Origin of the sequence: uncultured Paraglaciecola sp. (genome assembly GCF_937123705.1) — a bacterium.
Taxonomy (GTDB): Bacteria; Pseudomonadota; Gammaproteobacteria; order Enterobacterales; family Alteromonadaceae; genus Paraglaciecola.
Genome location: NZ_CAKZKO010000031.1, coordinates 24,288 through 50,508, shown reverse-complemented (window position 1 = coordinate 50,508; position 26,221 = coordinate 24,288). Strand labels below are relative to the sequence as shown.

Sequence of the window (26,221 nt, the reverse complement as noted above, 5' to 3'; positions counted from 1 at the left end):
CTTGCCATGCAAATTGCTACAATAGCAATTGACTATTTCAAGATACTTTATGTCTGTAACACATAGATGACACAATCAATGCAAAATAACTACATCAAACTCACGATCAGTATCTTGTTAGTGACGCTCTCGATTCACGCGAAGGCTGTGACAGAAGATCAATTTAGAGTCCATGGGTTATCTAGCTTCAAAAACAATCAAGCCAAGATGTTAGAAAGCTGGCTAACACAAGGAGTAAATGCGACACGCGCTACCTTAGGCATTTACCCAACCCCCCTTGAATTACACATCTACCCAAAAAAATCCAATCAACCTGTACCTTGGGCGTACACTCAACGAAACGGCAAAGGCAGCATACATTTTCACGTGGATACGCGATTTGGCCTGACAAAATTTGTGAATGACTGGACTATATATCATGAACTAGCCCATATGGCTCTGCCCTATTTAGGGCCAAAGTATCGTTGGTTATCTGAAGGTTTTGCCAGCTACATGCAATATCAAATCATGGCAAAATCCGGTGTATTAAAAGGAACACTAGAAGAAAATTACCAACACAAAATAGCACCACACCTTCGTTGGTTTAATAGTAATTTAACTGCCGCGTCTATTGCTAAAAGGCTAATGGACAACAAGCAATACCCTGCGGCTTATTGGGGTGGGGCTTATTTTTTTGTTGAAGCAGATAAATTATTAACGCTTAAACACCATACAACTTTGACCCACTTGATTACATACTATCAAGACTGCTGTCGTAAAAATGACCACAAGCTAACAGACATCATTCGATCTCTAGACAATATATTAAATGACACAATATTCAGCGATTTATTAAATCAATATGAAAGCCAACCGGCACGTGAACTGTATCCAAAGGTTTTTAATCAATAGAGTTGAATGGCTGAGTTCGTTTTACCAACCCCCATCATTCTGGCACTCCTTTAGCCAGAAACACGCTACTTTTAGTAAGTGTCAATAAAAGTTATAAGAAATTGAACCACAGAGAACTCCGAGTCAACCAAGGAAAAGCGGTTCAAAAAGAGAGCCATTATTGAGTTGGTAAACTCCCGTTGACTGGCTCTAATGTGCCAAGAGCAGTCGTTCAGATTACAGTTGTTAGGCGACAGCTTTGTAACAGTTAGCTGACATTGGAATTTTTCGATTGTTTAAGTCTGCAAAGAGCGAGCAACGGACATTAAATGGTTAGTAAGCTGACGGTCTTACCCAAGCTCAAAGCGGTCATTAGGATTCAGATATTGAACGTTAATATTAATCACATATGTCTTTCATGCCTTAAAAGCGCCTCTGATTAAATCTCATATTAAGACAGAATTGGTAAAAATAAGTGACGTTAGAATAAACATTACAACTATTAATACTAAAGACACCCACTTCCAGTACCCGGTTCCTTGCCATGATGCTTTCCATGCTTTTAGAGCAATATAGAACTCATCACGATGTGAATTATAATGCCGCAACCCATAAAGATAAGTCCCTGAAATTGCCAATGCACATAAAATGCTACCAAATATAAAATAGAATATCTTAGTGTATATACCGCCCCAAACACCAAAATGAAGAGGGTCTGCCGCTTCAGATATTCTTACATGTAAGGATTGTTCATTTGCGATACGGCGTGTTAGGTAATAACCATTTGTACCATCAAAGATAACATTATTAGCTCTATCTCTAACTAAGAGTGTATCGTTTTGTCCTTGAACAATTATTAATTGCTCTTTCTTTGTAGGCAGAATAATACGTTTAATATTTAAGTCATGGTATGTAGAAACACTTTTTATCACTTTTTCAAAAACAGCTGGTGATGTTTTAATTAATCCTTGCTCAACTTTATTAGCCGCCGGTATTGTTTGTTCGGGGAAACTCGCATTACCACCCCAAACTTCAATTAGATACCATATGCCTGTTATACAAACAGTCAATAATAACCAACTAGACCATAAGCCGAAAAGTCTATGGCAATCATTCCAAAATGTTTTCTTATTATTGGTTCTTGGTTTCCTAAAAAAGCCTTTCCACCATTGAGGAATTAGAAAAAAACCAGATATAAGAGAGAAAAACATGACAAGGCCAACAATACAAACAATAGTAACGCCATAAATTGTAGGCATCATTAAATGCCGATGAGACATTCTAAAAAAACGTTGCCAATTATACCATCGCCCCTGTCCTTGGTACTGTCCAGTTGCAGGATGATAAAATTCACGATAACGCTGTTTTTGAGCATCCACCCGAATAACTTCTACAGCAAACCAATCATCAATAGGAGCACTAATACTTGCTACCTGTGCTTTACTGTCTTGTTTTTTTGCTGATTTGTATACCTGAGACCAGTTAATATTTGAAGAAGAAACAGAGGGTAAAACTCTTTGACTACTATTGATTAACCAATCTATTTCATGTGAAATAACAGCCAATGTGCCTGTTAATAAAATAAAGCATATTAATATAGAGAGTTTAATGCCTGCTAAACTATGCCACTTGTACCATGATTTTCTATTCATAATATTTAAATGTTAACAAAGTAAAGCGGGTAGAAATAAAAATTTAATACCCGCTATTTAAGCTATATAGCGTAACTCACTTGTAGCTGTATGCTACGAGGTTCACCAGGAAAATGACCATTTCGCTTGTTAAACCCACTCGTAGCATATTCTTTATCAAGTATATTTTTCAGGTTAAGCTGAATTTCAAATTTATTGATAGTGCTGCGCCAACTGGCATCCCACACGGTGTAAGGTTTTACTTTTTGACCGCTTAAACTAATACGTTCACTTACATAATCTGTACCAAGAGCAAAAGCTGAATTTATTGAAGGTAAATCCCATCGTGTCCATATACCTAAAGTATGATCAGGTGCATTCACAAACTCGTCTCCGACTGAATTACTAATAGAGTCTGGAGCACCACCTGTGATCTTAGCTTTGTTGTAGGCATAATTGACAGTACCAGTCCAAGTTTCAGTGAAATCCCCAACAATATCTATTTCAATACCTTCACTTGTGACTTCACCGATTTGTACAATAGCCGGAATACCATCGTTGATGCCTGTATCTTCGGGGTTCCAACTCGTAACGTTTTCTTTCACGATATGATAAGCAGTAAAAGTGGTGTGTAAACTACTGTCTAACCACTCATTTTTAATACCAAGTTCATGTTGAGTACTGGTTTCTGCTTTTAAATCTCCAATAACATCATTGTCGTAGCTAGATTCTGCTTGGTTATATAAACTCTGTGGTTGAAAGCCTTGTGTTATATTAGCAAACACAGACATTTCATCATTCGGTTGGTAAATAGCACCGATACGTGGGCTGTAATTATCATCTGATGATGTAAAATTATCGGTTACACTTTTATCTTCAAATTTATCAAACCTTACTCCAACGATAGCTAACCAATGTTCATTTAAACGTATTTGATCTTGCATATAAATTCCAAGACGATTACTTTTGCTGTCTGAATCGGGGCGTGTTAATAGTAGATAATCATTTGGATTGGCACCGTATACCGGGTTAATAATATCAATATCAGGGATTAATGAAGGAGCACCACGTCCAAGTTTAGATTCATAATGTGATTCACTATTAAAGTAATCAGCACCAAATAACAATATATGTTCAACATCACCAGTAGTGGTTTGATAAACAAAATCTGTGGTTATGCTCCATTCAGTATTCTCTCTTAACTGATCACGAAACTCACGGGTCATTGTTCGTCCATCTTCAGCTAACCCTCTATTTTCATGATAGTTTTGAGTCCTTTCATTATCTAAAGTACGTAACACTGTACTATTTGTTAGTTTGTCAGATATTTGTGTATTCGCAATAACTTGCCATACATCAGCAGTTAAACGTTGAAAATCTGTTTTTTCATTCGGGCTGTAACTAATATCAGTTAAAAAATTTCCATTATCATCAACAGGCACACCTCTTAAACGGTGTCCATCTAGGTCTTGATCGATAAAATCATACTGAAAAGTTAGGTCAACATTATCTGTAGCCAACCAAGTGAGGCCAGACGACAATAATGTGTTTGTTTCATCGGTATTATTTCGAAATCCTTTCTTGCTCTGGTAAAATCCACCAAGCCTATAGGCCAGTGTTGCCTCTTCATTTATTGCATTTGTCGTATCAGCATAAGCACCAAAAAGCTCTTCGTTACCTGTGAATAATGCAATTTCAGCGTGCTGAGAAAATTTAGGCTTTTTGGTAACATAATTTAACAAGCCTCCAGGCTGTCCAGCACCATAAAGCATGCCTGTTGGCCCTTTTAATACCTCAACTCGCTCAACATTGAATAATTGTGGAATAGAAAAACCTGAATACGGGTCTCCTTGAACACCATCATAACGAACTTGATCTTGCCTAAATCCTCTAGCGGTGATGCCAGAGTAACTAAATTGGGTAACACCCGATATTGAACGGTAAAGGTCAGAAGTTTGGCGTGCTGCTTGATCTCTTATTAGCTCTTTGCTTAATACCTGAACTGATTGTGGTAAGTCCATGTAATCAGTTGGTGTTTTCGTTGCCATTGTTGACTCTTCTACAAAATAGAATTGAGCAGCTCTTCCTTTTACTGTTATTACTTCAATATCTTCAGTAACAAGCTTTTCTTCAGCTTGAACTATTGTGGTTGACGCAAGCAGTATTGCGAATGTGACGATTGACATTTTAAATGGTAAATAAGTAATTCTAGTTTTCATAATAATAACAGCAACCTTAATGCGAACGATTATCTTTTTCATTAGGAACTGTAACTTAAAGTATTAGCACTATTTATGCAAGCTGTTAATGGATATTATTTCAAGTGTAATATGGGGGAATAAATTAACTAACTTGAATGACTGCTTGGTGGCTCAACAGACCATCAATAATACCTTTTCAAGCTACTTCTAACTTCCGCTTTTGGCACAAGACAGCAGTCAAAATTCAGCTTGATTTTACAGCGCCAATGTCCGCTTTGGCGCTGTAGCTTGCATCCGATTTTACTAACTTGAATTAGTTAGAGTAATTAGTAACACGAAAAAAACGTAGTAGATGTTGAACGGCGTTAAGGTACTTACATTTATACAGGGCATGGAAATTTTATAGCATAGAGCTTCTACAATTAGTTCAAAATTTCACAATAAGCACTCAAAGAAAACAATAATGGATAAGAAGTTACTAAGTAAGTATTTAGAATATGCAGGAACAGAAGAAGCTACTGCCGTTCTATTTGTGAAGAAGTATATAAAAAAGTCAAAAGGACATTGGGTCGATATTGTTGACTGTCAAAGATACGAAATGTCTGATGACGATTTACATTTCCGTTACGTAAACGGTGGATTATTTAAAAGAAGAATAACTCCGAAATACCCACCAAAATCTGACTTTGCAGTTAATGGAAACTTTAATGAGCGAGATTATTTTTTAGCTATTCGTGCTATTACATGGGAAACCGCGCATAAAGATATAGAGCAACAAAAAGCGAAAAGAGTTAAGGGTATACAATTTAAAATTACTGGCGTTAGCTATGATAAAAATAGAGGCAACGAAAGTTTTTTTAGAGCGGATGCCCCACCCGAAATCAAGGCACTTGCTGAAAACCTTAGAGACCGCACAAACCCGTTATGGGATAGGGCTATGACGTACGTAAATAAGCCAGAGTTTGTATATAAAATAAAGAAAATTCAGATTAATTGAAGCGCTTAAAAGTTTGACAAACTCTACATAAGTGAAATCTTAATTTATTCCTCTAACGGCCGCTTTGGCGCTGCTTCCGAAATTAAAAATTTTCTAACTGGCACCTGTATTGCTTAAAAATTGTACACCATAACTTTCGAGTACGATTATATACCCATTAGCAATCTACAAGAAGCGAGAACCTTGGAATAAAAATAAATTAGTTGGTCAAAAGCTGGCGCTTAAACTTCAACAAATATGGGCGATTAGAGTCAGGCTGGAGTTATCAGGGCATGTCCGAAACCTTGCACTTTTTAACTTGGCTTTGGACAGTAAATTACGTGGCTGCGATCTAGTCTCACTAAAAGTCCGTGACATTGCGCAGGGGACGAGCATTCAATCACGAGCGATGATCACTCAAAAAAAGACTGGCAAAACCGTCCAATTTGAAATTACAAAAAATACGCGCGATTCAGTTAAAGCGCTAATCCTTCGAGATAAACTAGCCACTTCAGATTTTCTTTTTAAATCTCGTAAAACAAAATCTGATCATATATCCACGCGCCAATACGGGCGTATAGTCGATGATTGGATAGAGTCGATAAATTTGGACTCAACCCAATATGGTACCCATACGATGCGCAGAACTAAACCATCGCTGATTTATAAAAAGACAAAGAACCTTAGAGCCTGTCAATTATTACTCGGACATACAAAACTAGAAAGTACGGTTAGATATTTGGGTATTGAAGTTGATGATGCTTTAGAGATTTCTGAGAGCATCGATATTTAAAAGCGTTCCCTCAGATATAGATTTTGCGCTCACTATTTAAAGATTGCCTATAGTAATCCATTGGATTACTATAGGCCCATGAGATCGACAATAGCCGAATTACCTGAATACATAAAACGAGCGGAAGCACTTTTAAGTGAATCTGAGCGCAGAGGTATTATCGATTACTTGTCTGAACATCCAAAAGCAGGTGATGTGATGGAGGGTACTGGCGGTATTCGGAAGTTACGTTGGAGTAAGGGGAACAAAGGTAAAAGTGGTGGCGTACGTGTTATTTACTACTACCACGACGAACGAATACCTCTGTTTTTGTTAACCATATTTGGAAAAAATGAAAAAGCTAATTTAGCAAAATCAGACAGAAATGTGCTTTCTAAGCTAGTTGGTATTTTAACTAAAAAAGCTTTGGAGAAATATAATGACTAATGCATTCGATAGTATTGCTCAAGGTTTGCAAGAAGCAATCGAGCTCACAGAAGGTAAAAAGGTAGCGGCTAAAATTCACCGCGCGCCAGAGGTTAACGTTGCCGAAATTCGCCGCAATTTGGGTTTAACGCAAATGGAGTTCGCTTCAAAATTTTGTATTAGTGTTTCAACTTTACGTCACTGGGAACGAGGTGACCGCAACCCACATGGACCAGCACTTGCCTTATTAAATGTAGTCGCAAAAGAGCCAAAAGCGGTGATGCGAGCTCTAGGATAAAGAGCGGATAAGCGGCTATCACCCATGCTTTCAAAATGTTTTTTTCGATATTGATACGTTCTGACTTAAGTCGCTAAGTGTCCGCTATTACACTGGTCAAGCCTAGAAATTGGCCTTTAGGGCACTTTCGTACAGTTTCCGGAAATTCGATTAATCAGTGATAATGATAACTGTTCTGGCAAATCGATCGTAAGCCGAATAGCTAAAAGTTGAAATTTATTTCGTTCAATTAATTTAACTGTTTACTTTATCAACAATAAAAACCGGACATTAAATCCGGCTAACTTTACTTATAATATTCTATCTATAGGACTTATCGTTCCAGACGAATGTTGACCTACTACATGGGTATAAATTTGTGTTGTTTTTAAGTCTGTATGACCAAGTAGCTCTTGAACCGTGCGAATATCGGTGCCGCTTTTAAGTAGCTGTGTGGCAAACGAGTGCCTGAATGTATGAGCAGTCACATGCTTGTGAATGTTAGACATCTTTACTGCTTTTCTCAGCGCTTTAGTAAGTGAAGTCCAATGCAAATGATGACGACAAAAATAACCATCTACAGGATGCTTACACCTCACTTTAGATGGAAAAAGGTACTGCCACTTGAAGTCTGTAATAGCATAAGAGTACTTTCAAGCTAAACCAGTTGGAAGGCTAGTTTTGCCTTCCCCTTCAGCAATATCTTTATCATGGATAGCACGTACCTTTTCAATTTGAGACTTTATCTGCTCGACTAGGCCGTCAGGCAGCATCGTTACTCGGTCCTTTCTACCTTTTCCACGAAATACAAAGATATTTTTAGAGCCAAAATCAATATCTTTAATACGAAGGCTTAATAGCTCTGCTTTTCTCAGGCCACAGCCATATAGCAAAGAAAACATCAGCTTGTAATTATTGGACATTGAATTGATGATTTTCATTGCTTCGTCATGGGACAGAACGGTCGGCACTCTTTTAGGTGCTCTAGCTCTAATGGTATCTGGAAGTAACGTCAGCTCTCTATTTAAAACATGTTTGTACATAAACACGATGGAGCATAAGACTAAATTTTGTGTTGAAGAAGTAACATGCCTGTTTACGGCTAGATGCGTTAAAAAGTTTGTGACTTCCTGCTCCCCCATATCCTTAGGATGTTGCTTTTTATTGTATAAGATGAATCTTCTAATCCATGTCAAATAGGTTTTTTCAGTTTGAAATGAGTAGTGTTTAGTTCGAAGTGCCTGCCTAATACTTTCCATAAAAGGTGAGCGTGCCATATAAATCTCCTTGTTATTTAATTGAGGGTGTTACTGAGAAGTCTCAGTAAAATCCATAATAAAAGGAGTAGATTCAGCCTATGCTATTGATATTGTTGGTTTAATTGTAAAAAGTGCTCGGATATTACTGAAACTTCTCAGTAATATCCCATTGAGCAGGTAAATATTATGGGCTTATTGCTTTGCAACTCATTGATTATTAGTTAGATTAGAGAAATTAATTGACGTAGAAACTGGGATGTTACTGTGGATTCTACATAATAAGCTGTTAGGGCTTTCTCGAAAATGGAGTTTCAAATGGAAAATTTAGATAAAACTATACAGAGAATAATATCGAGAGCCGAACATTCTCAACGAATTTATAATATGAATGTAGTTCTGATAATTTTACTTATCGTAATGTTGGCTACATTATTTGTTTTCGGTTCTTATCAAGGTACAGAAGTTAGCGGCTCTGTGGATGGTAATACACTTATTTTCTTTCTTGTAGGGAGTGGCATTGTAAGGGTTGGTGCAGTTGCTGTCGGAGTTTACGGCATTCAAATTATGTTCAATTTAGCTAGGTATCATATGCGATTGTCCCAGCACTTATTAAGTACAGCTGATGCATTAGAACTCACTGGTGGGGATATTGAGAAAATGGATATTTTACTAAAGGCTATAACACCAATTGAGCTAGATTTTGGTAAATCACCAGCATCACCAACAGAAAAAATGAGTGGTTTAGTAAAAGACCTGATAACCAAAATACCGAGTCCAAAGCCCTAACAAGTTACTCAAACGGACGCTAAACAGTTGGCTAGCACTCGTTCCTCGTACATTTTAGCCAACTTTTTCGCGCCGCTTAGTAAGGCGTTATATGCCTATGATATTCCCATGAATATTCAAATAGTTTCGGCTCTTCTAACATTTATGTTTCTAGCAGTTAGCTTTTTAAGCTTTATGTTTTACTACGTGAGACTTAAAGTACATTTGCTAGGTGAAAATACCGTTTTATCATTGCGTTCCGGCTTTGAATATCATGACCAATTTATCGGTATTTTGTTTGGTAAGCCTGAAAATTTTCCCATTTATAAATCAAGTGCAGCGCAGCTTACTAAGAAGTATAAAAACACTTTTAAAGTTTTTATGTTCTTGTTTTTGTTGTGTTTTATTCAGTTTGTTTTTATGCTGAACGGCATATAACAAAAACATCATGGTGGGAATTTTACTCGCTGAAAAAGCGGTCCTAAAACCCCCAGATATTAAGCGTTAGCAGCTTTTCATATTTCAGTATTTAAATTGACATTTGAGTGATAAAGGTATATTTTTTATCCTATGTATAAATTTGAATTTGACAAAAATAAAAGTAGCACCAACTTCGATAAGCATGGAATAAATTTCATTGATGCTCAAGAACTTTGGGCTGATCCTGATTTACTTCAAGTAAAAGCTAAATCTGAAGGTGAGCAACGCTACTTAGTTATAGGAACTATTGCGGGTAAATTCTGGTCTGCTGTTATTACATATCGTGAAGACACTATTAGAATTATCTCGGTTAGACGCTCACGTAAAGCGGAGGTATCAATATATGAAAGCTGAACAATTTGATCAAAAGTTCGATGCTAACGAAGACGATATACTTGAAGATTTAGACTTATCAACTATATCCCGCCCTAACCAAACACAGAAAAGAGTGAATGTTGATTTTCCATCTTGGGTAATTGACTCTCTTGATAAAGAGGCGAGCCGTGTTGGTGTAACACGACAATCCATTATCAAGGTTTGGCTAGTCGAAAGGTTGGAGCAACAAGCTGCTAACAAGCAAATCAACTAGGACTTAAAACAGTTTGCTGTTTCGTTCCTCAACATTTTAGCAAACTATTTTAAGCCTGTTATTTGAGCGTTAACGATTCAAAATTAGCTTTTGATTTCTCTTCCGAACGACCGCTTTGGCGCTGGAGTTGCCGTTTAGTTCAAATAGTAAGTGAGCTTTGTAACAGTAAGCAGACATTCGAGTTTTTTCGTTTTATTTATCTGAAATGAGTGAATAGCCGATACTGACTTGCTTACCTGTGCCGATCTGCTTCAGACCATTTTCAAACATTCGATTCGGTGCAAAATCGAGGTCACAAATGATCAAAGTGTACTTATTGCCGACAGTCTGTCTTTAAGTCGGGCGTAACTTCAATAAATATCATAGTCATCTAAACTTATTACGGTAGACTTATCTTTAAGGACCTCTGCCAAAACTATCGATTCCTTACCATTAACTTTAATGACTAGTTTATGCTTACCACTAGCCACAGCCGGAAGTGTAAAGGGTGGTTTCTTTTCAGCACCATCTATAAAAATTGAGACGTCATTTCGAGAAGTCAGAACTGTTAGTACGCCCGTTGACTGAATAATTCGTCCAGTTCCCATCATTTCATCCATGTTTCCAGAAGGAATTAGATCGAAGTGATATGCGAATGCTTCATTCTCTGTGACATTTATCTGAATTGTTTTTGTCCCGAAGTATGGTTTCCGTACCATTAATGTATGTTTTCCTTCCTTGACTTTTCCTACGAAAGGATTGCTTGAAATTTGGCCAACTTCTTGTCCGTTAAGAATAACATTCACATTTTCTTCGTTAGCCGTTAATCTCAAATATGCAAAACCAAGAGATTCAATTTCTTGAATCTTTGCTAGCAATCTCTGGCTGTCATAAACACTAATTTTGGCCCGCTGCTCTTCATTCTGATGTTTAACCAAAACAGAATAATTTCTGACATCAATATAATCTTCAATAAGGCTTTCATATTCTTTAGGAATACCCAATGAATCGTAAGACTTAGTAAAACTGTATCTGAGGTCCAGGACCTCAAATATGATTTGTGCGCCATCTGGGGTAATTAAAACTTTTGAATCCAGTACTTCTGGTAAGTTGAGTATTGATATATCTTCACTTGAAAAGTTGGATGTAACCCTAACTGGACTGTTTATAAATCGAAGAGGACTATCATCATACAGTCTTCGTCCCCTAATTATTTTTTCTCGTAAAACAGACATTGCAAGGGAGTCTAAATCTTGCTCACTAGCCACGCTTTTTTTATCTATTTCCCCTTCTGCTCGTGGTAGTTTATAAACGCCAGTATAGTGCTTCGAACCGCCGCTATTAAATAAACATTGTTCTTCAAAGAGGCTTAGACTAGTGGTCTCACAATTAAAAGCTACAAAGTTTGTACTATGTGATGAAAAAAAACTGTAGTGGAAGTGGTTATTTCGTTGAAGGTAAAACTCAATATTCAGAGGTTCCAGAGTATATATATAGATGATTTCATCAGTGCTAAGCCAAGGTTTTGGCTTAAAAACTGTCGTATTATTCTTAATAGCCGATAAATAAATTGGGAAGTCGGCTTTCGATATAACTTCATTCAGCTCGATATCAAATTTAGATTGTTTCGGATTTAAAATCTTGTAGTTTTTTACACTCAAGTTTCTGCCAGAACTAAATTCAACAGTTTCCCTTTCTAAACGTTTGTTTTGCTCTAAAATTGATGCTGGATGCACTTGGTATTCAATGCTTGAACAACCATTGATTGTGAGAAGAAAAAGGAATAGTAAGTGTTTAGGATTTGAAGTTATTTTGCTAAAATATATCATTAACGTTTCCTTGTTTACGTTGCATCGATTACAGATTATCACACTTTTGTTCAAACCCATGGACGTTTCTAAATTTTTGAAGGAACGGTCTAGAGCTTTCATTATCCAACGTTAGGAACACCAAAGGTGACTGTCAGCAAAACGTTCGTTTTTATCGTTCGTTTTATCAAATTCTACTTAAAACCAATTGTCCGCTTTACGTATGATGGGATCGTTCAGCAACAGGATTTCGACGATCTGGCTACGGCACAAAACAACAGTCAAAATTCAGCTTGAATTTACATCGCCAATGTCGGCTTTGGCGCTGGAGTTGTCATACAGGTAACTGAGTCTCAATTTCTGCAAATCGCTTAATTGCAGTCTATGAAAAATCTATTCAAGCTAGGAAGCCTAACATCCGAGTTCAGCTTCCTACCCTCAAGTTAACGCTTCTGTTGTTCAATCCACTTATCTATTTTTGCTTCTAAAATGGGCATGGGCAAGGCACCATCGACTAACACTTGGGTATGGAATTTTTTCACATCAAACTTATCGCCAAGACTCTGCTGCGCTTTGTTTCTCAGCATCCTAATATGCCGTTGCCCTACTTTGTAACTCACCGCTTGGCCGCCAATAGCAATATAACGTTCTACTTCGGCCTCGATATCGGTTAGGGCAAGAGACGAGTTGTCTACCATAAAATCAATCGCTTGTTGCCGTGTCCAGCCAAACGCATGTAAGCCAGTATCCACCACTAAACGCATCGCCCGTAGTTGTTCATCAGATAAACGGCCGTACCACATGTAAGGGTCGGTAAATAAGCCCATTTCTTTGCCTAAACTTTCGGCGTACAAGGCCCAGCCTTCGGCAAATACTGTGTAGCCACCAAATTTACGAAAATCTGGCAGGCTTTCTACTTCTTGTTGAATGGCAATTTGGAAGTGATGACCCGGTGCGGCTTCGTGAATACTTAAGGTTTCCATTAAGTATTTTGGTTGAGCTTTTAAGTTAAATGCATTGATATAAAATATACCCGGCCTTGAACCATCGGGTGCAGGACTCTGATAACTGGCACCAGCCGATGATGCTGCGCGAAACGCTTCTACTGCGCGCACTTCGTAGTCGGCCTTAGGAAACACCTCAAACAACATAGGCACACGGCTATCAATTTTTTGTTTGACTTGGGTATAACCGTCAATTAAGGCTTGCTCAGATTCGAAGAAAAATTGTGGGTCGGTACGTAAAAATTCGAAAAACGCTGGTAAATCACCTGCAAACTCAACTGTCTGTTTCACCTTGGTCATTTCCGCTAAAATACGCGCGACTTCTTGTTGACCAAAAGTATGAATATCTTGTGCCGTTAACGGCAAAGTCGTATTGGTTTCGATACGATATTCATACCAAGCGTTACCATTTGGCAAGTCGTTTAAACCAAAGGTATCTCTGCCTTTTGCTAAGTAAGTATCTTGCATAAACTGGTGAACACGAGCATAAGCCGGAATAATCACGTTTTTTATTGTGGCAGCGTAATCTTGGGTGATCTGCGTTTTGTCAGCATCTGTTATGTTGGCATTTTCCTTTAGCATCACTAAAGGTCCATAAAAGACACTTTGAGTGACATCTTCGAGCAAATGCACTTGCAACTGTGGCAACACTTTTGCGATCAAAGGCTTTGGAAGCACAATAGACTTTTGTATGCCCTCTTGCATGGCAACTATGGCGCTATCCATATAAGTGGCAAAGCCTTGTGCTCGACTGATAAAGTTACGGTAATCTTTAGCGGTGTTAAATGGCTGAGCACTTTTACCCGAACCTAAAGTGGCAAAATAGGTATGGGCGCCACCCATTTGATGAATTGGCATCAAGTGACCTGGAAATTGCGCACCTTTAATCGCCATTTTTCGATCTTGTAGGAATATCTGGTAACTTAACAAATCTTGCCCAGTTAACGCTCTTGCATCAATGGCTTGTATTTTGGCCAAATACTGTTTTTCAAACGCCAAAGACTCAGCAAGGTTTTGTTGATTAATAGGTGGGCTAAAGCGGTCATTGTAATCACTTATACCTACGTAGGTTGCAGCAATAGGGTTCATCTGCATGCTTTCATCAAAATAGGTTTGAAACAGCGCATTGGCTTTGTCAGACTCAGATTCGCTTACTATCACACTGCCGTTGTCTACTTTTTGACTTTGTACTGTATTTGGCTGACCACAGGCGACTAATCCCAGTGAAAAAGCCACAGCAAGGCCAAGATGTTTTTTATTCATGTAAATCTCTTTATTCTGGTTTGATTAAGTGAAATTGGGTTTGACGACCATCTAAGTATGTAACACCTGATGTATCAAAGAAGGCTTCTTCTTCCAGCATAATACGAATTTCTTTGTTCCATTGTGGAATAAAAGTCGCAGCGTTGAGTTCAATAGAATAGGCAGTATCGAGATGTAACGGGTAATCACCTTGCACCGGCACACCACCTTGAGAATCCCACATGCCTAATGTAGTACCTGCAGCATGACCATGATAACCAATTGGATGGGTATAAATCGAAGGTTTAATCTCTTCTTCTATAGCTTGCTGTCGTGACATTTTTAACACTTCATTACCTGTACGCCCTTGTTTAAAGTTGGCGGTAAAAATATCTTGCAAGCGATTGGCATTGGCTAAGGCTTTTTTTAGATAGTCAGGGGCATCGGTTTCACCTTTTTTAAGCACATAAGCATGTTGTTGCTGATCGGAGTTAAGGCGCAAATAAGTCAAACCGAAATCCATATGTAACAAATCACCTGGCATAATAATTTGCGCCTTAGGACGTTTGCTAAAAGCTTTCACATGATCGAATTTTTCGAGACTTGAGCGTTGCAACGACACAGTGGGATGAAACCAAGTTTGTAATCTCAAATCCAATACTTTTTCACGCAACCACCACACCACATCATCGGTGGTGGTTAGGCCCGGCTGAATCACTTGATTTGAAAAAGCTTCTGCAATGACCTGATGACCTAAGGCAATTAAATCGGGGTACACTTGCATTTCCATTTTGCTGCGGGTTTCGAGCCATGCAATAGCCAGTTTTTCTGATGACACCAATTGCGTATTGGATTGCTTCGATAATGCCTGACTAAATTCTGCGTATTCAGTGGCGGTTATGCCGTCTGCCAGCGCAAAATGTTCGGATTTATTAACCGCGACTTTCTTGGGTTGTTTCTGTTTTATTAATTTAACCAAACTATCCCATTGATTAGGTTGCTTTTCTTTATCCCAAGACTTTCTAAATAAGCTATCGACTGCATAACGCGCTACGGCTAAACGCTGAATTGTCTGGCCCTCACCTGGATCAAACAATACTAATATCGTACGCCGGCGAGCAGATAACCAGTTTGCTGGCAACATAGTTTTAAGAATAGGATCTTCATTGTACTCACGTGAGATCAGCACCCACATATCGATACCTTCGCGGCGCATCAAATCAGGTAATAAGTTTTGTAACCTGTCATCCAATATTTGATTAATAAGCTGCGCTTGTTCGCGCATCGGCAGCACTTTAGGCTGTGCAACACTATTCGCACAGCCTGTGATTAACATAAATCCCACTATCCATCTTTTCATTACCGTCACTCACCTTTTTAAAGTATCTTTGAAACTCAATCTTTCTACCTCTAACTTAATGGAATTATTGGTTAATTTCGAGCACAAGCGTTAAAGTGAGTGAAAATAATAATCATCAGAAACATGATTGCCGATTATATGAAAAAACACATTTATGTTGCATACACAGGCGGTACAATTGGTATGCGCCCTTCATCTCAAGGTTTTGTTCCTGCAGCGGGCTTTTTAACGGAAACACTCGCCAAAATGCCTGAGTTTCATCGTAGCGAAATGCCCGAATTTACTATTCACGAATACGCAAACCTGATTGATTCTTCCGATATGAGCCCTGCCGATTGGCAACAAATTGCCGACGATATTCAACAAAACTACCAGCAGTATGATGGGTTTATTATTCTACATGGCACCGATACTATGGCTTATACCGCCTCAGCCTTGTCGTTTATGCTAGAAGAGTTGGGCAAGCCCGTGATTGTCACTGGCTCACAAATTCCCCTCGCACAATTGCGTTCTGACGGACAAGTCAATCTACTCAATGCCTTATATATCGCAGCGAATTACCCTATTGCAGAGGTCAGCTTATTTTTTAACAATCAGCTATTTAGAGGCAATCGCAGCCGAAAAATGGATGCTGATGGCTTTAATGCTTTTGATTCACCAAATTTCCCCGCATTACTTAAAGCCGGCATTAATATCGAGGTGAAAAAAGATTTGCTGGGCATCGACACAAATAAGAACATGCACGTAAGTCCCATTAAATCCCAGCCAATCGGTATTGTGACCTTGTACCCTGGCATTAGCACCGATGTAATTAAAAACACCTTACAACAGCCCGTTAAAGCGCTGATTTTACTCAGTTTTGGAGTAGGTAACGCTCCTCAAAATGCCCAGTTATTGCAGCAATTATCTATCGCAGATCAACAAGGCATTATTGTACTCAATTGCACCCAATGTGTACGGGGTAAAGTGAATATGAGCGGTTATGCCAACGGCCATGTTTTACAAGAAGTCGGCGTAGTGTCGGGACAAGACATGACCCCAGAAGCGGCCCTCGCCAAATTACACTATCTACTCAGCAAAGACCTCCCCTCTAAGCAAATCAAACAGCAACTTATTGCAAATTTACGAGGTGAGTTAACGGAATAAGCTATGAGTAACGAGTTACGAGTAAGTTTATTTTCTTATTAATAGTGAAGCCTGCCATCGATGCCTGTAAGTGCTAGGGCATAAAAAGTATGCGCTGACGCTTACAGGCATCTCGATAACTGCTCCTGCGTTATTCTACCTTCCGCCATCCATGGCGGTCGCTTGCCTGATTTTGACTCGATTCCCTTCGAGCCAGGTACTCTTTTTTCAACAGCAAAAAATAGAGTACCCAGAAAAATGCCGCCGCTAATAAAGTTCTTCACCGCTAAAAATGACTTATTCTAGGGTCGTTCCGAATGTGTCCATTCAAACTCCACTCAAATGGCATCCCTGCCATTTGCCCCTAGAATAAGCCATTTTTAGCTGAAACTTTAAAGGCGAAAAGGCAGTGGCGGAGCCACCAAAGAAAACAAAGCTTTATCGGCAAAGCCGATGCTCTTAATTTACCCTCGAATGAAGGCTCGCCGATTATTAGGTGAATTTAGTGGGGCAATTTGCATGGATGCAAATTGAGTTTGCCATTGCAGGGAGCAAGTGCAAACGACCCGCTAAATTTGCCGAATAATTGGAAGAAGAGCATTGGGTCGAGCGGCCTTTTTTGCCTACTTTTTTTGGCTGTTGAAAAAAAGTAGGTCGCATAGAAGGGATTCTATGTGAAACCGGCCATGGAGGGCAGTGTCATCCTTAATAGATCCCACCATCTTTGAGATGGTACAAACTTACTTATCGCACCTTACTGCCCTTTATTTTTTCCAAAAAAAAAGCAAACCCTAGGGTTTGCTTTTTCTTATAGAATTTTAATTATGTGATAATTAAAGTACTACGATGTTCTCAGCTTGAGGACCTTTTTGGCCTTGAGTTACAGTGAACTCAACTTTTTGACCTTCGGCCAAAGTTTTAAAGCCAGTACCTGTGATAGCACGGAAGTGAGCGAAAACATCAGGGCCGTTTTCTTGTTGAATGAAACCGAAACCTTTTGCTTCGTTAAACCATTTTACTGTACCAGTAGTTGCAGACATAGTCTTTCCTATATTTTTCAAGAGTAATTGTGTCTCCTGGGAGACGTTAGTTGTGCTGAAGTGTGTTGCAATTACTTATGAGCTACGAGACCGGTGCTACAAATGGAACGTCGAAACAATGTACATAAATATCAAACTTACTTTCAAGCGCAAGTAGTATATATCTTAAACGCATCAGGTCAACAATTATTATTAATAATAACCGATGAACAAGGCTTGTTGTTTCAATAAGTTAGTCGTAAATATTGGATGGTTTTAAATGGCTAAAAGAAGAGACCATCTTCTTATAATCCAATCAAATGATGTTACATGCGTTTTGAGGAAATAAATAATAAGCTCATTGCCGAACAAACTGCCGTTAGCGCAGCCAAAGTAAAGGTGAGTTCGGCGCCCTGCCCTTGTTGCCAAAAATATCCTGCTCCGTAACCTCCAATGGAGCCTCCGATACCAAAGCCAGCACTGATATAGATCGCCTGCCCTTGGCTTTGAAATTTGTCACCAAAATAATGATGAATGAAATGCATTGAAGCCGCGTGAGTCATAGCAAAACTAAATGCATGTAACCCTTGGCTGAAAATTAAGATTATGGGAATACTGGCTGCGACGCCCAACAAATACCAGCGTAATGCAGTCAGTAAAATACTGATAACTAATACCCATTTTACCCCAAACACTTTTATCAACTTACCCGCATACAGGAAGATTACAACTTCTGCCAAAACCCCTAGAGCCATTAGCCATCCGGTGGCTTGACCGCTATAGCCTAAATCCACCACATACAATGCGAAAAAGCCGTAATAGGCACCAAAACTCAATTGCAACAATAACGCTGATAGTAAGAAGCCATAAAACACAGGAGAATTAATTTTATGCCAAATGGACCCTTGCTGCAGTTGGCTATTGGCATTACTGGTGGGTTGTTTAAGAAGTAAAGTCACCACAAATAGGCAAAATAACACAACAACACAAATATAAATGGGCGCTTCGCTAGAAAAAACGTCAAGCATCTTACCGCTAAATACGGCAAACAAAATATACCCAACGCTACCCCATAATCTTATTCGACCATAACGACTGGCATGTCCATACACGCACTTTAAAGTCAGGCCTTCCATTTGCGGCAAAATTGCGGTCCAAAACATCATCATTAGTGCAAAGCTCAAGGTGATCGCCCAAAAGCCTTCTACAAAAAAAACCAGACAAAAAGTAACGAAAGTGAGAAAAGCCCCAAGTTGTAATATTTGTAGGCCATTACCTGTTTTATCAGCCAACATTGCCCACAAATTGGGGCCTGCGATCCTTGCAATAGCAATGAGTGCGAATAGCTCTCCTATTTCCTTGGATGTAAACCCTCTACCATCGAGAAACACCCCTAGATACGGCAAAAACGCCCCAAACTGCCCAAAATAGAATAAATAGGTGACGGCCAGAAGAATGAGGTTTGAATTTGAAAATGCTGATTTAGGCAATGAGTTTAACTAATCTTTTGAAGGTTATAAAAATATAAAAAATAGGTCAAATGACCTATTTTTTATTGGCGTTGGCAGTGATATCTGGCGTTGTACTTTTAACGTCAGCGTTTTGACCGCGATGCCTAAGTAAATGATCCATCACCACTAATGCCATCATGGCTTCAGCTATGGGCACCGCTCTAATGCCCACACAAGGGTCGTGTCTGCCCTTGGTGATAACCTCTGTTGTATTGCCATGTATATCAATGGTTTCGCCCGGAACACTAATACTTGAAGTGGGTTTAAGCGCCATATGCACTTCCAAATTTTGGCCCGTTGATATACCTCCTAAAACACCACCCGAGCGGTTTGAAGTAAAACCTTCAGGGGTTAATGAGTCGCGATGTTCGCTACCTTTTTGCTCGACTGTGGCAAAGCCATCCCCCACTTCAACACCTTTAACGGCGTTAATACCCATCATAGCGTGGGCTAAGTCGGCGTCGAGTCGGTCAAAAATAGGCTCACCTAATCCTACCGGCATATTGGTTGCTACTACAGACACCTTGGCACCTATAGAATCACCTTGTTTTTTCAATTCTCGCATATAGGCATCAAGGCCATCTATTTTGCTCTCATCAGGGCAAAAGAAGGCATTAGTATTAATAACATCAAAATCAATATGTTCAACTTTAATGGGCCCAAGTTGCGACAAATATCCATGGATTTCTATGCCATGCTGTTGTTTGAGGTATTTTTTGGCCACGCCACCGGCTGCTACTCGAATAGCGGTTTCGCGGGCCGAAGAACGGCCACCACCTCGATAATCTCGCAACCCGTATTTTTGCTGATAAGTATAGTCGGCATGACCTGGGCGAAAAGTATCTTTGATTTTAGAATAATCGTTACTGCGCTGATCGGTATTGTTGATAAGCAGACCAATACTGGTGCCTGTGGTTTTACCTTCAAACACACCGGATAAAATTTTCACTTCGTCTTCTTCACGTCTGGCTGTGGTGTAACGGGATGTACCCGGCTTACGTCTGTCGAGATCAACTTGTAAGTCAGCTTCTGAAATAGCTAACCCTGGAGGGCAACCGTCGACTATACCACCAATAGCAATACCATGACTTTCGCCAAAGGTGGTGACTGTGAATAATTTACCGAAGGTATTTCCTGCCATAATCTTAAAATCCTGTTTTCGTGATACTTAACTAGTGTGGTATTAGTCTAATGGTCAACTGAGCGCCAGTACTCAACTAAATCGTTCTTGCTTATAGCAAATACCCCATGTCCACCGTTTTCAAACTCAACCCATTGGATCGGCAATTCTGGATAACGGGAATACATATGCACTTCACTGTTACCCACTTCAACAAACAACCAGCCGTTGTCGCTTAAATGGCTAGGAGCTTGACGTAAAATATTGTCCACCAAATCCAGTCCATCTGTACCCGCTGCCAAGGCTAATTCGGGCTCATGATGAAACTCATCGGGTAAGTCGTCCATATCTTCAGCATCCACATAAGGGGGATTGCTAACAATTAAATCATACTGTTGGCCTTGCAATGCCCCCATCAAATCAGATTTGATAGGGTACACTCGATGATTTAAACCATGCTCGGTGATGTTGATTTCTGCAACGTCCAAGGCATCTTGACTAATATCCACAGCATCCACTTGAGCTTCTTCAAAGGCATAGGCTAATGCAATGGCAATACAGCCACCGCCAGTACATAAATCCAAAATATGTTGCGGTTCGCTATCCCCTATCCATTCCTCGAAATGATTGCGAATAAGTTCGGCAAAAGGTGAACGTGGAATGAGTACACGCTCATCGACAAAAAATGGCAAATTACAAAACCATGCTTGATTGGTTAAATAAGGTACGGGAATACGCTCTTGAGCACGGCGCTTAACGATTTCGATAATATGTATTTTTTCAGCCTTAGTTAATCGGCTATGAAACAGTTGGTCGCCCGCTTGCAAGCTCAAATCTTGGTGCAAATGTAATAGTTGCAAAACCAAGCTCACCGCTTCATCCCAAGGATTATCGGTGCCATGACCGTAAAACAATCCAGCTTGATTAAAACAACTTACCGACCATCGCACCATATCCAAAATAGAGTGTAAGTCTTCTGCTATATCGTCGGCGTTTAGGCTTGAAAAAGTATCTGTGCTCATGTTATCGCTTAATAAAAATAGGTTGGTAAACCTTGAATACATATTCTCCGCGAGCAATTTTTGTTATGCTCATTACAAAGTAAATATGTACCAGTAATGAATGAAAATCACGCCACATCCCCCTAAAACTCATATAGATAATGATGAAACCTGTCTATTCAAAAATGAGTTCAAAGATATAGCGCCAATAAAGCAGGACAAAATACCGCCTCAGCGCTTTTCCAGCAAGCAGAAATCGGGACTTAAGCAAAAAAATAATGATTTAGCTGAAATAAAACAAGCTGCAGCCGCTTTTGAGTTTTCAGATGGTTTTGAAGGCCACTTTGATATCGAGCAACCGCTAAAGTATGTCAAACCCGATACAGATAGTCACGAGGTCAAACGCCTACGCCGCGGTGATTATCCCCCGGATTTAATTCTCGATCTTCACGGCTTAAATAAAGAACAAGCCAAACATGAACTCGCCGCACTGATTCATGCAGCGCAAAAACAACATGTGTATTGTGTATCTATTATGCACGGCAAAGGCACTTACGCTCTTAAAAAAGCAATCCCCAACTGGTTAACTCAACACCCAGCAGTAATGGGGTTTCATCAAGCACCAAAGGAATGGGGAGGCAAAGCAGCCTTGTTGGTGTTGATTGAATTACCGCTACATCAAGGTAAGTTTTAAGCCAATTTAAATATTAAAGCTCAACGTGCCTATCTCATAGACACGAGGCGCTAAAGAAAGTGTTCAATGGGCATCCAAGAAAAAAATCAACGTTTTAATTCATTCTTAAATTCATTCACTATCTTGGCAAACAACTCAGGTCGAAAAAATGGCGAGCCGTGACCTGTCATCTCCATCAGTTCAAATTTGGCATTAGGAATAGCCCCTGCTATACGTTGCGCTTCATTTAAATTCATATCCTGTCGACCACAGGCAACCAGTACCGGCACCTGTAAATCACCCAACATTTCAGATGTGTCGGGTTCATGGTGGTGGGCAGTGTGAGCTTTAAACGCAGCCTCTCTATTTTCATAAAATCGCCATGACTTTTTAGGCACCAACTCAGGCTCTCCGGCTTCTATTAGTAATTGTCTGGCTTGTGCGGCTAAGGATTTTTGTGCTACTTGCTCCACGGGTGGCGTTAAAGCCACATCAAACAAAGCTAAACCCGTTAACTTATCTTCATGACGCAATGCAAACTGAGCAGCGGTTCTGGCGCCATAAGCCACACCTAATACAAATGCTTTGGGTAACTGCAAAACATCCATAATCGCAGCTAAATCATCTGCATATTGTGAGAAGGTGAACTCGTGGTCTGCCCCCCAAGTGCTTTTCCCCGTGCCGCGAATATCAAAACGTAAGACACGATATGTCTGCAACAGGCTTGCCAATACGGGCTCCCAAGCGGTCAAATTCACACTGGCCATGTTGACTAGCGCCAACACGGGCTTGGAGCTTTCGCCGTCGAGGGCATAGTGAAAGTCCACTGCGCCAACAGAAACGGTTTTATGACTTTGTTGATAGGATAAACACATACAATTTCCAGATAATTAGAACAACAGTTGCATAACAGCATTGATTATAAAGAAGAAACCTAGCGCTGAATCAATGTGCTAATAAAATTCAAAACCTTCCAGCTTCTAAAGTGATATTATACAAAGGTTGTATAGATTGAGAATAGTCACATGAACCGTCGTAAAAAAGGTAATCAAATTTTAAAAGCGCGAGCCAAGAAAGCTAATGCTAAGTTATCTGGCAAAAATAAGCCTAAATACATTAGCAAAGCCGATCGGGAGTTAGCTGCCGCTGAATCTTCTGAAGAGGCGAATATCGTTTCTGATGAGTGATAACTGTCGTTTACCTATATTAAGACGGTGCGCAGGCCAATGAATGACCTGCATTATTATCTAAATAATATCAGCTAAAAATTCGCCAGAACCAGCCTTTAGACAGCTCTTCTTCACAGCCTTTTAATTGGGTCGCATATCTTAATGATCGAGCTTTGACTTTTTTGGCCACGCCTTTTAGCCATGTTTTTGATTGATAACTTTTGCGACTATAGCCGCCCCAGCCTTCGTGATAGTTCAGATACTGTAATTGCGCATCCCATTTTGACACTGCATTTATTGTATGAGTTTTACTAATAAACCAACCCATAAAATCCATAGCATCGTCGAAATCTGAACGATTTGCCCATGAGTTGTCGGTTTCGCGCTTATAATCATCCCAAGTGGGGGTTTTGGCTTGCGAATAACCATAAGCACTGCTGACGTGTCCCCAAGGTATTAGTCCAAAAAATAAATAATTTTTTGGGGGCCGAGCCTTAGCTTTAAAGGAGCTTTCTTGATACATCATCGCCATAGGCACGTGAATCGGTACGCCCCATCTCTCTTGCATGTCGGTGGCGCTGTCAAACCAGTCTCTTTTTTCAGTGAAAATGTCACAGATATTGCTAATATTTCGAGGGGGTGTTGCCGTGCAAGCCTCTAAAAATACCGTACTCGCTAAAGTGACTACTATAATGCTTAAAAAACGGCTATTATTTTTGAACTTTTTTCGCATCGTCTACTCTTAATTAGCGTGTTCTAGTTATTGTGTGTTTCCCTAGTAGTAACTTTGAAGCCTAATTTTTATTAGGCTTTTTTTTTGCCACAAATTAGTCTGTTGTAGACGCTGAAAAATAGTCTTTAAGAAAATCATCGAACGACACTTTGTCTTGTTGTTCAATTATACCTAGCTTTTCAATCGACAACCTTGCATGTTCAGCCAAGTATTCTGCACTTGAATAGGCATAATCTGAATCAAGTAATTGTTGTTTATAATCTTCTGCTAAGGCCAAACCTAAGGTGCCATTGTCACAATCTTGGGTTATTAACTTTTGTAGTATCCTAGCTGAGGGGGTTAAATTTGGATCCAGTACTTTTTGTTTCTCATGCTGTAACGCAGCTGTGTAGCGTTTGGTGTTATTGGCATGATCCAGTACTAAAGCCACTTCCTGCATGTCACTAAAAAGCTGTAATGCCCAAGTACTCAAGCCTATAGATTGTTGTTCATTTGAGAGCATAAGCGCTGGATCTCGCCCTCTGTCAACTACTGCACTTAAGTTAACTTCAGTTTCATCGTATTGTTGCGCATTCATCAAGTCACTTGGTGTAGTCAGGCAATACAGTAAAAACACATCAAGAAAATAAAACTGCTGTTCTTCGATGCCAATAGCATTAAATGGATTAACATCAAGGGCCCGCACTTCTATGTAACTTACACCTCTTTTCTGCAAGGCATCAGACGGTTTTTCTAATGATTGAGTAGGCTGTTTGGGGCGGATTGGCGAATACAGTTCATTTTCAATCTGCAATACATTGGCATTTAACTGCTGATATTCCCCGTCTTTTTTTTCTGCATATTGTTGATAATTCGCAGAAGGCTGATTAATGGCAGCTCTTAAAGATGCAATGTAACTGTCAACTTGGTTGTAACAAATATTCAAATCAGATTGAGCGCTATTGGTGTACCCCAAATCACTCATGCGTAAAGAGGTAGCATAAGGTAAATAATATGTACCCCGCCCCAGCTTCTTGAAAGGTAAATTAGTTTCCTTGCCCTTGATAAATGAACCACAAATAGCCGGTGATGCACCATATAGATAAGGTATAAGCCAGCAAAAACGGCGATAATTTCTGATCAAAGCAAAATAGGCCGCTGAAATACCATCTTTATTTGCCACTTCGCCTGTTGTTTTTTCTAACCACTGTTGCCAAAATTCATCGGGGAGAGAAAAGTTAAAATGCACCCCAGATATTGCCTGCATCATGCTACCGTAGCGATTCTTTAGCCCTACCCGATACAGTTTTTTCATTTTACCTATATTTGATGTACCGTAATCTGCAATGGGTATCGCGTCTTGATCTTCAATAAAACACGGCATACTCATAGGCCAAAATCGTTCATCACCAATATTCGAAACAGCAAATTTATGTACATCATTTAGCTGGGATATGGTTTTTTGCACTGACACTTCAGGTGGCGTGATAAATTCCAATAAAGACTCAGAAAAATCGGTGGTGATAAACTCATGGGTCAACGCAGCCCCTAAAGCCTCTTGATGAGGGCTCTGAGCCAAGCCACCATCAGGGTTAATGCGCAAGGTTTCACGCTCTACCCCATGACGTATCCCAGTTAAGGTAGATATCACTGTGGGGTCTTGTAATATTTGTAAACGCTCTGCAAAAGAGGGCTGATTTTCTTGCAAAATTCTATCCAAATTTAAATAAAAGTCTTACTAATTGGCTCTAGTCTACCTGCTGTTTAGCAAAAAGACAGCTAAGGTTTTGGGTTTTTACATGGTGTAACAAATATACCGGATTCTTTGTTAGAATAACTCACTCAAATTATAAGTTAGCGGTTTTACCCCCGCAGAACAAACTAGGAAACGCAATCTTGCTTGGTTCTGAGTTACGTATTTTTGATAGCCAATTTGCGATTAATCAATTTAGTGGCAATCGCTCAATATTAGTGAATATTTTAGAAAAATTTATTCTGCAATATCAAGATTTTGAATCCTTGATGGCACAGCATGTACAACAAAGTGATATTGAGACAGTTAAAAGACAAGTGCACGATTTAAAAGGCGTGAGTAGCAATCTGGGCCTAATTGCATTAAATCAAGCTTGTAAGGATCTTGAAGTCGATTTAACCTGCCAAATAACCAATGACACCCTAGATAATTTTTCGCTCATTTTAAGGCAAACACTTGGCTTATTGCGCGATTATTCATCAGAGAATAGCTAAGAGTA

25 protein-coding genes and 1 pseudogene are annotated in these 26,221 nt (G+C 39.5%); 13 read left to right on the top strand and 13 right to left on the bottom strand.

Going from position 1 to position 26,221, the window contains the following annotated elements; translation table 11 throughout:
• Nucleotides 1–78: 78 nt before the first annotated feature.
• A complete protein-coding gene (locus Q0688_RS04460; RefSeq protein ID WP_299073571.1) occupies nt 79–891 on the top strand; it encodes a hypothetical protein in 813 nt (270 codons plus the stop codon).
• Between the two features lie 425 nt (nt 892–1,316).
• Here Q0688_RS04460 and Q0688_RS04455 read toward each other — a convergent pair whose 3' ends face one another.
• Together Q0688_RS04455 and Q0688_RS04450 are read right to left on the bottom strand one after the other, a co-directional pair.
• Nucleotides 1,317–2,522, bottom strand: coding sequence for a PepSY domain-containing protein (locus Q0688_RS04455; protein WP_299073569.1), 1,206 nt, complete (start codon nt 2,520–2,522; stop codon nt 1,317–1,319).
• 62 nt (nt 2,523–2,584) lie between these two features.
• The gene (locus tag Q0688_RS04450) at nt 2,585–4,762 is read right to left on the bottom strand and encodes a TonB-dependent receptor (RefSeq protein WP_299073567.1); all 2,178 of its coding nucleotides are present in this window, start codon (nt 4,760–4,762) and stop codon (nt 2,585–2,587) included.
• A gap of 403 nt (nt 4,763–5,165) precedes the next feature.
• Between Q0688_RS04450 and Q0688_RS04445 the strand changes: the two genes are divergently transcribed.
• From Q0688_RS04445 to Q0688_RS04430, 4 genes are all read left to right on the top strand, one after another.
• On the top strand, nt 5,166–5,699 hold the full coding sequence (locus Q0688_RS04445) for a hypothetical protein (RefSeq protein WP_299073565.1): 534 nt from the start codon (nt 5,166–5,168) through the stop codon (nt 5,697–5,699).
• A 148-nt stretch (nt 5,700–5,847) separates the two neighbouring features.
• Nucleotides 5,848–6,471, top strand: a complete 624-nt coding sequence (locus Q0688_RS04440) for a tyrosine-type recombinase/integrase (RefSeq protein ID WP_299073603.1) — start codon at nt 5,848–5,850, stop codon at nt 6,469–6,471.
• Between the two features lie 78 nt (nt 6,472–6,549).
• Complete coding sequence (locus Q0688_RS04435) at nt 6,550–6,897, top strand: type II toxin-antitoxin system RelE/ParE family toxin (RefSeq protein WP_299073563.1); 348 nt, start codon at nt 6,550–6,552, stop codon at nt 6,895–6,897.
• On the top strand, nt 6,890–7,174 hold the full coding sequence (locus tag Q0688_RS04430; protein WP_299073561.1) for a helix-turn-helix domain-containing protein: 285 nt from the start codon (nt 6,890–6,892) through the stop codon (nt 7,172–7,174). Before Q0688_RS04435 ends, Q0688_RS04430 begins: the two co-directional genes overlap by 8 nt.
• 290 nt (nt 7,175–7,464) lie before the next feature.
• Here the strand turns inward: Q0688_RS04430 and Q0688_RS04425 are convergent.
• Nucleotides 7,465–8,412, bottom strand: a pseudogene (locus Q0688_RS04425) (integron integrase).
• A gap of 315 nt (nt 8,413–8,727) precedes the next feature.
• Here Q0688_RS04425 and Q0688_RS04420 point away from each other — a divergent pair.
• The 4 genes from Q0688_RS04420 to Q0688_RS04405 all read left to right on the top strand — a co-directional run bounded on the left by Q0688_RS04420 (nt 8,728) and on the right by Q0688_RS04405 (nt 10,246).
• Nucleotides 8,728–9,198 (top strand): hypothetical protein, encoded by a 471-nt coding sequence (locus Q0688_RS04420; protein WP_299073559.1) that lies wholly within the window; start codon nt 8,728–8,730, stop codon nt 9,196–9,198.
• A 108-nt stretch (nt 9,199–9,306) separates the two neighbouring features.
• Entirely contained in the window at nt 9,307–9,615 is a 309-nt protein-coding gene (locus Q0688_RS04415; RefSeq protein ID WP_299073557.1) for a hypothetical protein, read from the top strand.
• Between the two features lie 132 nt (nt 9,616–9,747).
• On the top strand, nt 9,748–10,011 hold the full coding sequence (locus Q0688_RS04410) for a BrnT family toxin (RefSeq protein WP_299073555.1): 264 nt from the start codon (nt 9,748–9,750) through the stop codon (nt 10,009–10,011).
• On the top strand, nt 10,001–10,246 hold the full coding sequence (locus Q0688_RS04405; RefSeq protein ID WP_299073553.1) for a CopG family transcriptional regulator: 246 nt from the start codon (nt 10,001–10,003) through the stop codon (nt 10,244–10,246). The genes Q0688_RS04410 and Q0688_RS04405 overlap by 11 nt, the downstream gene beginning before the upstream one ends.
• Nucleotides 10,247–10,596: 350 nt before the next feature.
• Here Q0688_RS04405 and Q0688_RS04400 read toward each other — a convergent pair whose 3' ends face one another.
• The 3 genes from Q0688_RS04400 to Q0688_RS04390 all read right to left on the bottom strand — a co-directional run bounded on the left by Q0688_RS04400 (nt 10,597) and on the right by Q0688_RS04390 (nt 15,639).
• The gene (locus Q0688_RS04400) at nt 10,597–12,054 is read right to left on the bottom strand and encodes a PEGA domain-containing protein (protein ID WP_299073551.1); all 1,458 of its coding nucleotides are present in this window, start codon (nt 12,052–12,054) and stop codon (nt 10,597–10,599) included.
• Between the two features lie 422 nt (nt 12,055–12,476).
• Complete coding sequence (locus tag Q0688_RS04395; RefSeq protein WP_299073546.1) at nt 12,477–14,300, bottom strand: DUF885 family protein; 1,824 nt, start codon at nt 14,298–14,300, stop codon at nt 12,477–12,479.
• A gap of 10 nt (nt 14,301–14,310) precedes the next feature.
• Complete coding sequence (locus Q0688_RS04390; protein WP_299073543.1) at nt 14,311–15,639, bottom strand: M24 family metallopeptidase; 1,329 nt, start codon at nt 15,637–15,639, stop codon at nt 14,311–14,313.
• Nucleotides 15,640–15,777: 138 nt separating this feature from the next.
• Here Q0688_RS04390 and ansA point away from each other — a divergent pair, with 138 nt between their 5' ends.
• Nucleotides 15,778–16,785 carry an asparaginase gene (ansA, locus tag Q0688_RS04385; protein WP_299073601.1) on the top strand — a complete coding sequence of 336 codons (1,008 nt, stop codon included), beginning with the start codon at nt 15,778–15,780 and terminating at the stop codon, nt 16,783–16,785.
• An 812-nt stretch (nt 16,786–17,597) separates the two neighbouring features.
• Here the strand turns inward: ansA and Q0688_RS04380 are convergent.
• The 4 genes from Q0688_RS04380 to prmB form a co-directional block, all read right to left on the bottom strand.
• Nucleotides 17,598–17,804, bottom strand: a complete 207-nt coding sequence (locus Q0688_RS04380) for a cold-shock protein (protein WP_299073541.1) — start codon at nt 17,802–17,804, stop codon at nt 17,598–17,600.
• Nucleotides 17,805–18,109: 305 nt separating this feature from the next.
• Nucleotides 18,110–19,273 (bottom strand): MFS transporter, encoded by a 1,164-nt coding sequence (locus Q0688_RS04375; protein WP_299073539.1) that lies wholly within the window; start codon nt 19,271–19,273, stop codon nt 18,110–18,112.
• Between the two features lie 55 nt (nt 19,274–19,328).
• On the bottom strand, nt 19,329–20,435 hold the full coding sequence (gene aroC / locus Q0688_RS04370; protein WP_299073538.1) for a chorismate synthase: 1,107 nt from the start codon (nt 20,433–20,435) through the stop codon (nt 19,329–19,331).
• Between the two features lie 47 nt (nt 20,436–20,482).
• On the bottom strand, nt 20,483–21,436 hold the full coding sequence (gene prmB, locus Q0688_RS04365) for a 50S ribosomal protein L3 N(5)-glutamine methyltransferase (protein WP_299073537.1): 954 nt from the start codon (nt 21,434–21,436) through the stop codon (nt 20,483–20,485).
• A gap of 100 nt (nt 21,437–21,536) precedes the next feature.
• Here prmB and smrB point away from each other — a divergent pair, with 100 nt between their 5' ends.
• Nucleotides 21,537–22,109 (top strand): endonuclease SmrB, encoded by a 573-nt coding sequence (gene smrB, locus Q0688_RS04360; RefSeq protein ID WP_299073536.1) that lies wholly within the window; start codon nt 21,537–21,539, stop codon nt 22,107–22,109.
• An 86-nt stretch (nt 22,110–22,195) separates the two neighbouring features.
• Here smrB and Q0688_RS04355 read toward each other — a convergent pair whose 3' ends face one another.
• Nucleotides 22,196–22,963 (bottom strand): alpha/beta hydrolase, encoded by a 768-nt coding sequence (locus tag Q0688_RS04355; RefSeq protein ID WP_299073534.1) that lies wholly within the window; start codon nt 22,961–22,963, stop codon nt 22,196–22,198.
• 150 nt (nt 22,964–23,113) lie between these two features.
• On the opposite strand from Q0688_RS04355, the gene Q0688_RS04350 reads away from it, so the two are divergent.
• Nucleotides 23,114–23,275, top strand: a complete 162-nt coding sequence (locus Q0688_RS04350) for a DUF2986 domain-containing protein (RefSeq protein WP_299073532.1) — start codon at nt 23,114–23,116, stop codon at nt 23,273–23,275.
• A gap of 70 nt (nt 23,276–23,345) precedes the next feature.
• Here Q0688_RS04350 and Q0688_RS04345 read toward each other — a convergent pair whose 3' ends face one another.
• Both Q0688_RS04345 and gshA read right to left on the bottom strand, forming a co-directional pair.
• Nucleotides 23,346–23,990: a hypothetical protein gene (locus Q0688_RS04345; protein ID WP_299073530.1), complete on the bottom strand. Its 645-nt coding sequence runs from the start codon at nt 23,988–23,990 to the stop codon at nt 23,346–23,348.
• Nucleotides 23,991–24,084: 94 nt separating this feature from the next.
• Nucleotides 24,085–25,677, bottom strand: a complete 1,593-nt coding sequence (gene gshA / locus Q0688_RS04340; protein WP_299073528.1) for a glutamate--cysteine ligase — start codon at nt 25,675–25,677, stop codon at nt 24,085–24,087.
• Nucleotides 25,678–25,865: 188 nt separating this feature from the next.
• Between gshA and Q0688_RS04335 the strand changes: the two genes are divergently transcribed.
• Complete coding sequence (locus Q0688_RS04335) at nt 25,866–26,216, top strand: Hpt domain-containing protein (protein WP_299073524.1); 351 nt, start codon at nt 25,866–25,868, stop codon at nt 26,214–26,216.
• Nucleotides 26,217–26,221 lie beyond the last annotated feature (5 nt).

What these genes read in the sequence shown, in the direction of transcription:
- prmB (WP_299073537.1), bottom strand. Translation starts at nt 21,436, where the DNA reads ATGAGCACAGATACTTTTTCAAGCCTAAACGCCGACGATATAGCAGAA.
- Q0688_RS04390 (WP_299073543.1), bottom strand. Translation starts at nt 15,639, where the DNA reads ATGAAAAGATGGATAGTGGGATTTATGTTAATCACAGGCTGTGCGAAT.
- Q0688_RS04380 (WP_299073541.1), bottom strand. Translation starts at nt 17,804, where the DNA reads ATGTCTGCAACTACTGGTACAGTAAAATGGTTTAACGAAGCAAAAGGT.
- Q0688_RS04415 (WP_299073557.1), top strand. Translation starts at nt 9,307, where the DNA reads ATGAATATTCAAATAGTTTCGGCTCTTCTAACATTTATGTTTCTAGCA.
- smrB (WP_299073536.1), top strand. Translation starts at nt 21,537, where the DNA reads ATGAAAATCACGCCACATCCCCCTAAAACTCATATAGATAATGATGAA.
- aroC (WP_299073538.1), bottom strand. Translation starts at nt 20,435, where the DNA reads ATGGCAGGAAATACCTTCGGTAAATTATTCACAGTCACCACCTTTGGC.
- Q0688_RS04395 (WP_299073546.1), bottom strand. Translation starts at nt 14,300, where the DNA reads ATGAATAAAAAACATCTTGGCCTTGCTGTGGCTTTTTCACTGGGATTA.
- Q0688_RS04455 (WP_299073569.1), bottom strand. Translation starts at nt 2,522, where the DNA reads ATGAATAGAAAATCATGGTACAAGTGGCATAGTTTAGCAGGCATTAAA.
- Q0688_RS04400 (WP_299073551.1), bottom strand. Translation starts at nt 12,054, where the DNA reads ATGATATATTTTAGCAAAATAACTTCAAATCCTAAACACTTACTATTC.
- ansA (WP_299073601.1), top strand. Translation starts at nt 15,778, where the DNA reads ATGAAAAAACACATTTATGTTGCATACACAGGCGGTACAATTGGTATG.
- Q0688_RS04430 (WP_299073561.1), top strand. Translation starts at nt 6,890, where the DNA reads ATGACTAATGCATTCGATAGTATTGCTCAAGGTTTGCAAGAAGCAATC.
- Q0688_RS04445 (WP_299073565.1), top strand. Translation starts at nt 5,166, where the DNA reads ATGGATAAGAAGTTACTAAGTAAGTATTTAGAATATGCAGGAACAGAA.
- Q0688_RS04405 (WP_299073553.1), top strand. Translation starts at nt 10,001, where the DNA reads ATGAAAGCTGAACAATTTGATCAAAAGTTCGATGCTAACGAAGACGAT.
- Q0688_RS04410 (WP_299073555.1), top strand. Translation starts at nt 9,748, where the DNA reads ATGTATAAATTTGAATTTGACAAAAATAAAAGTAGCACCAACTTCGAT.
- Q0688_RS04460 (WP_299073571.1), top strand. Translation starts at nt 79, where the DNA reads ATGCAAAATAACTACATCAAACTCACGATCAGTATCTTGTTAGTGACG.
- Q0688_RS04420 (WP_299073559.1), top strand. Translation starts at nt 8,728, where the DNA reads ATGGAAAATTTAGATAAAACTATACAGAGAATAATATCGAGAGCCGAA.
- Q0688_RS04450 (WP_299073567.1), bottom strand. Translation starts at nt 4,762, where the DNA reads ATGAAAAAGATAATCGTTCGCATTAAGGTTGCTGTTATTATTATGAAA.
- Q0688_RS04350 (WP_299073532.1), top strand. Translation starts at nt 23,114, where the DNA reads ATGAACCGTCGTAAAAAAGGTAATCAAATTTTAAAAGCGCGAGCCAAG.
- Q0688_RS04355 (WP_299073534.1), bottom strand. Translation starts at nt 22,963, where the DNA reads ATGTGTTTATCCTATCAACAAAGTCATAAAACCGTTTCTGTTGGCGCA.
- Q0688_RS04435 (WP_299073563.1), top strand. Translation starts at nt 6,550, where the DNA reads ATGAGATCGACAATAGCCGAATTACCTGAATACATAAAACGAGCGGAA.
- Q0688_RS04345 (WP_299073530.1), bottom strand. Translation starts at nt 23,990, where the DNA reads ATGCGAAAAAAGTTCAAAAATAATAGCCGTTTTTTAAGCATTATAGTA.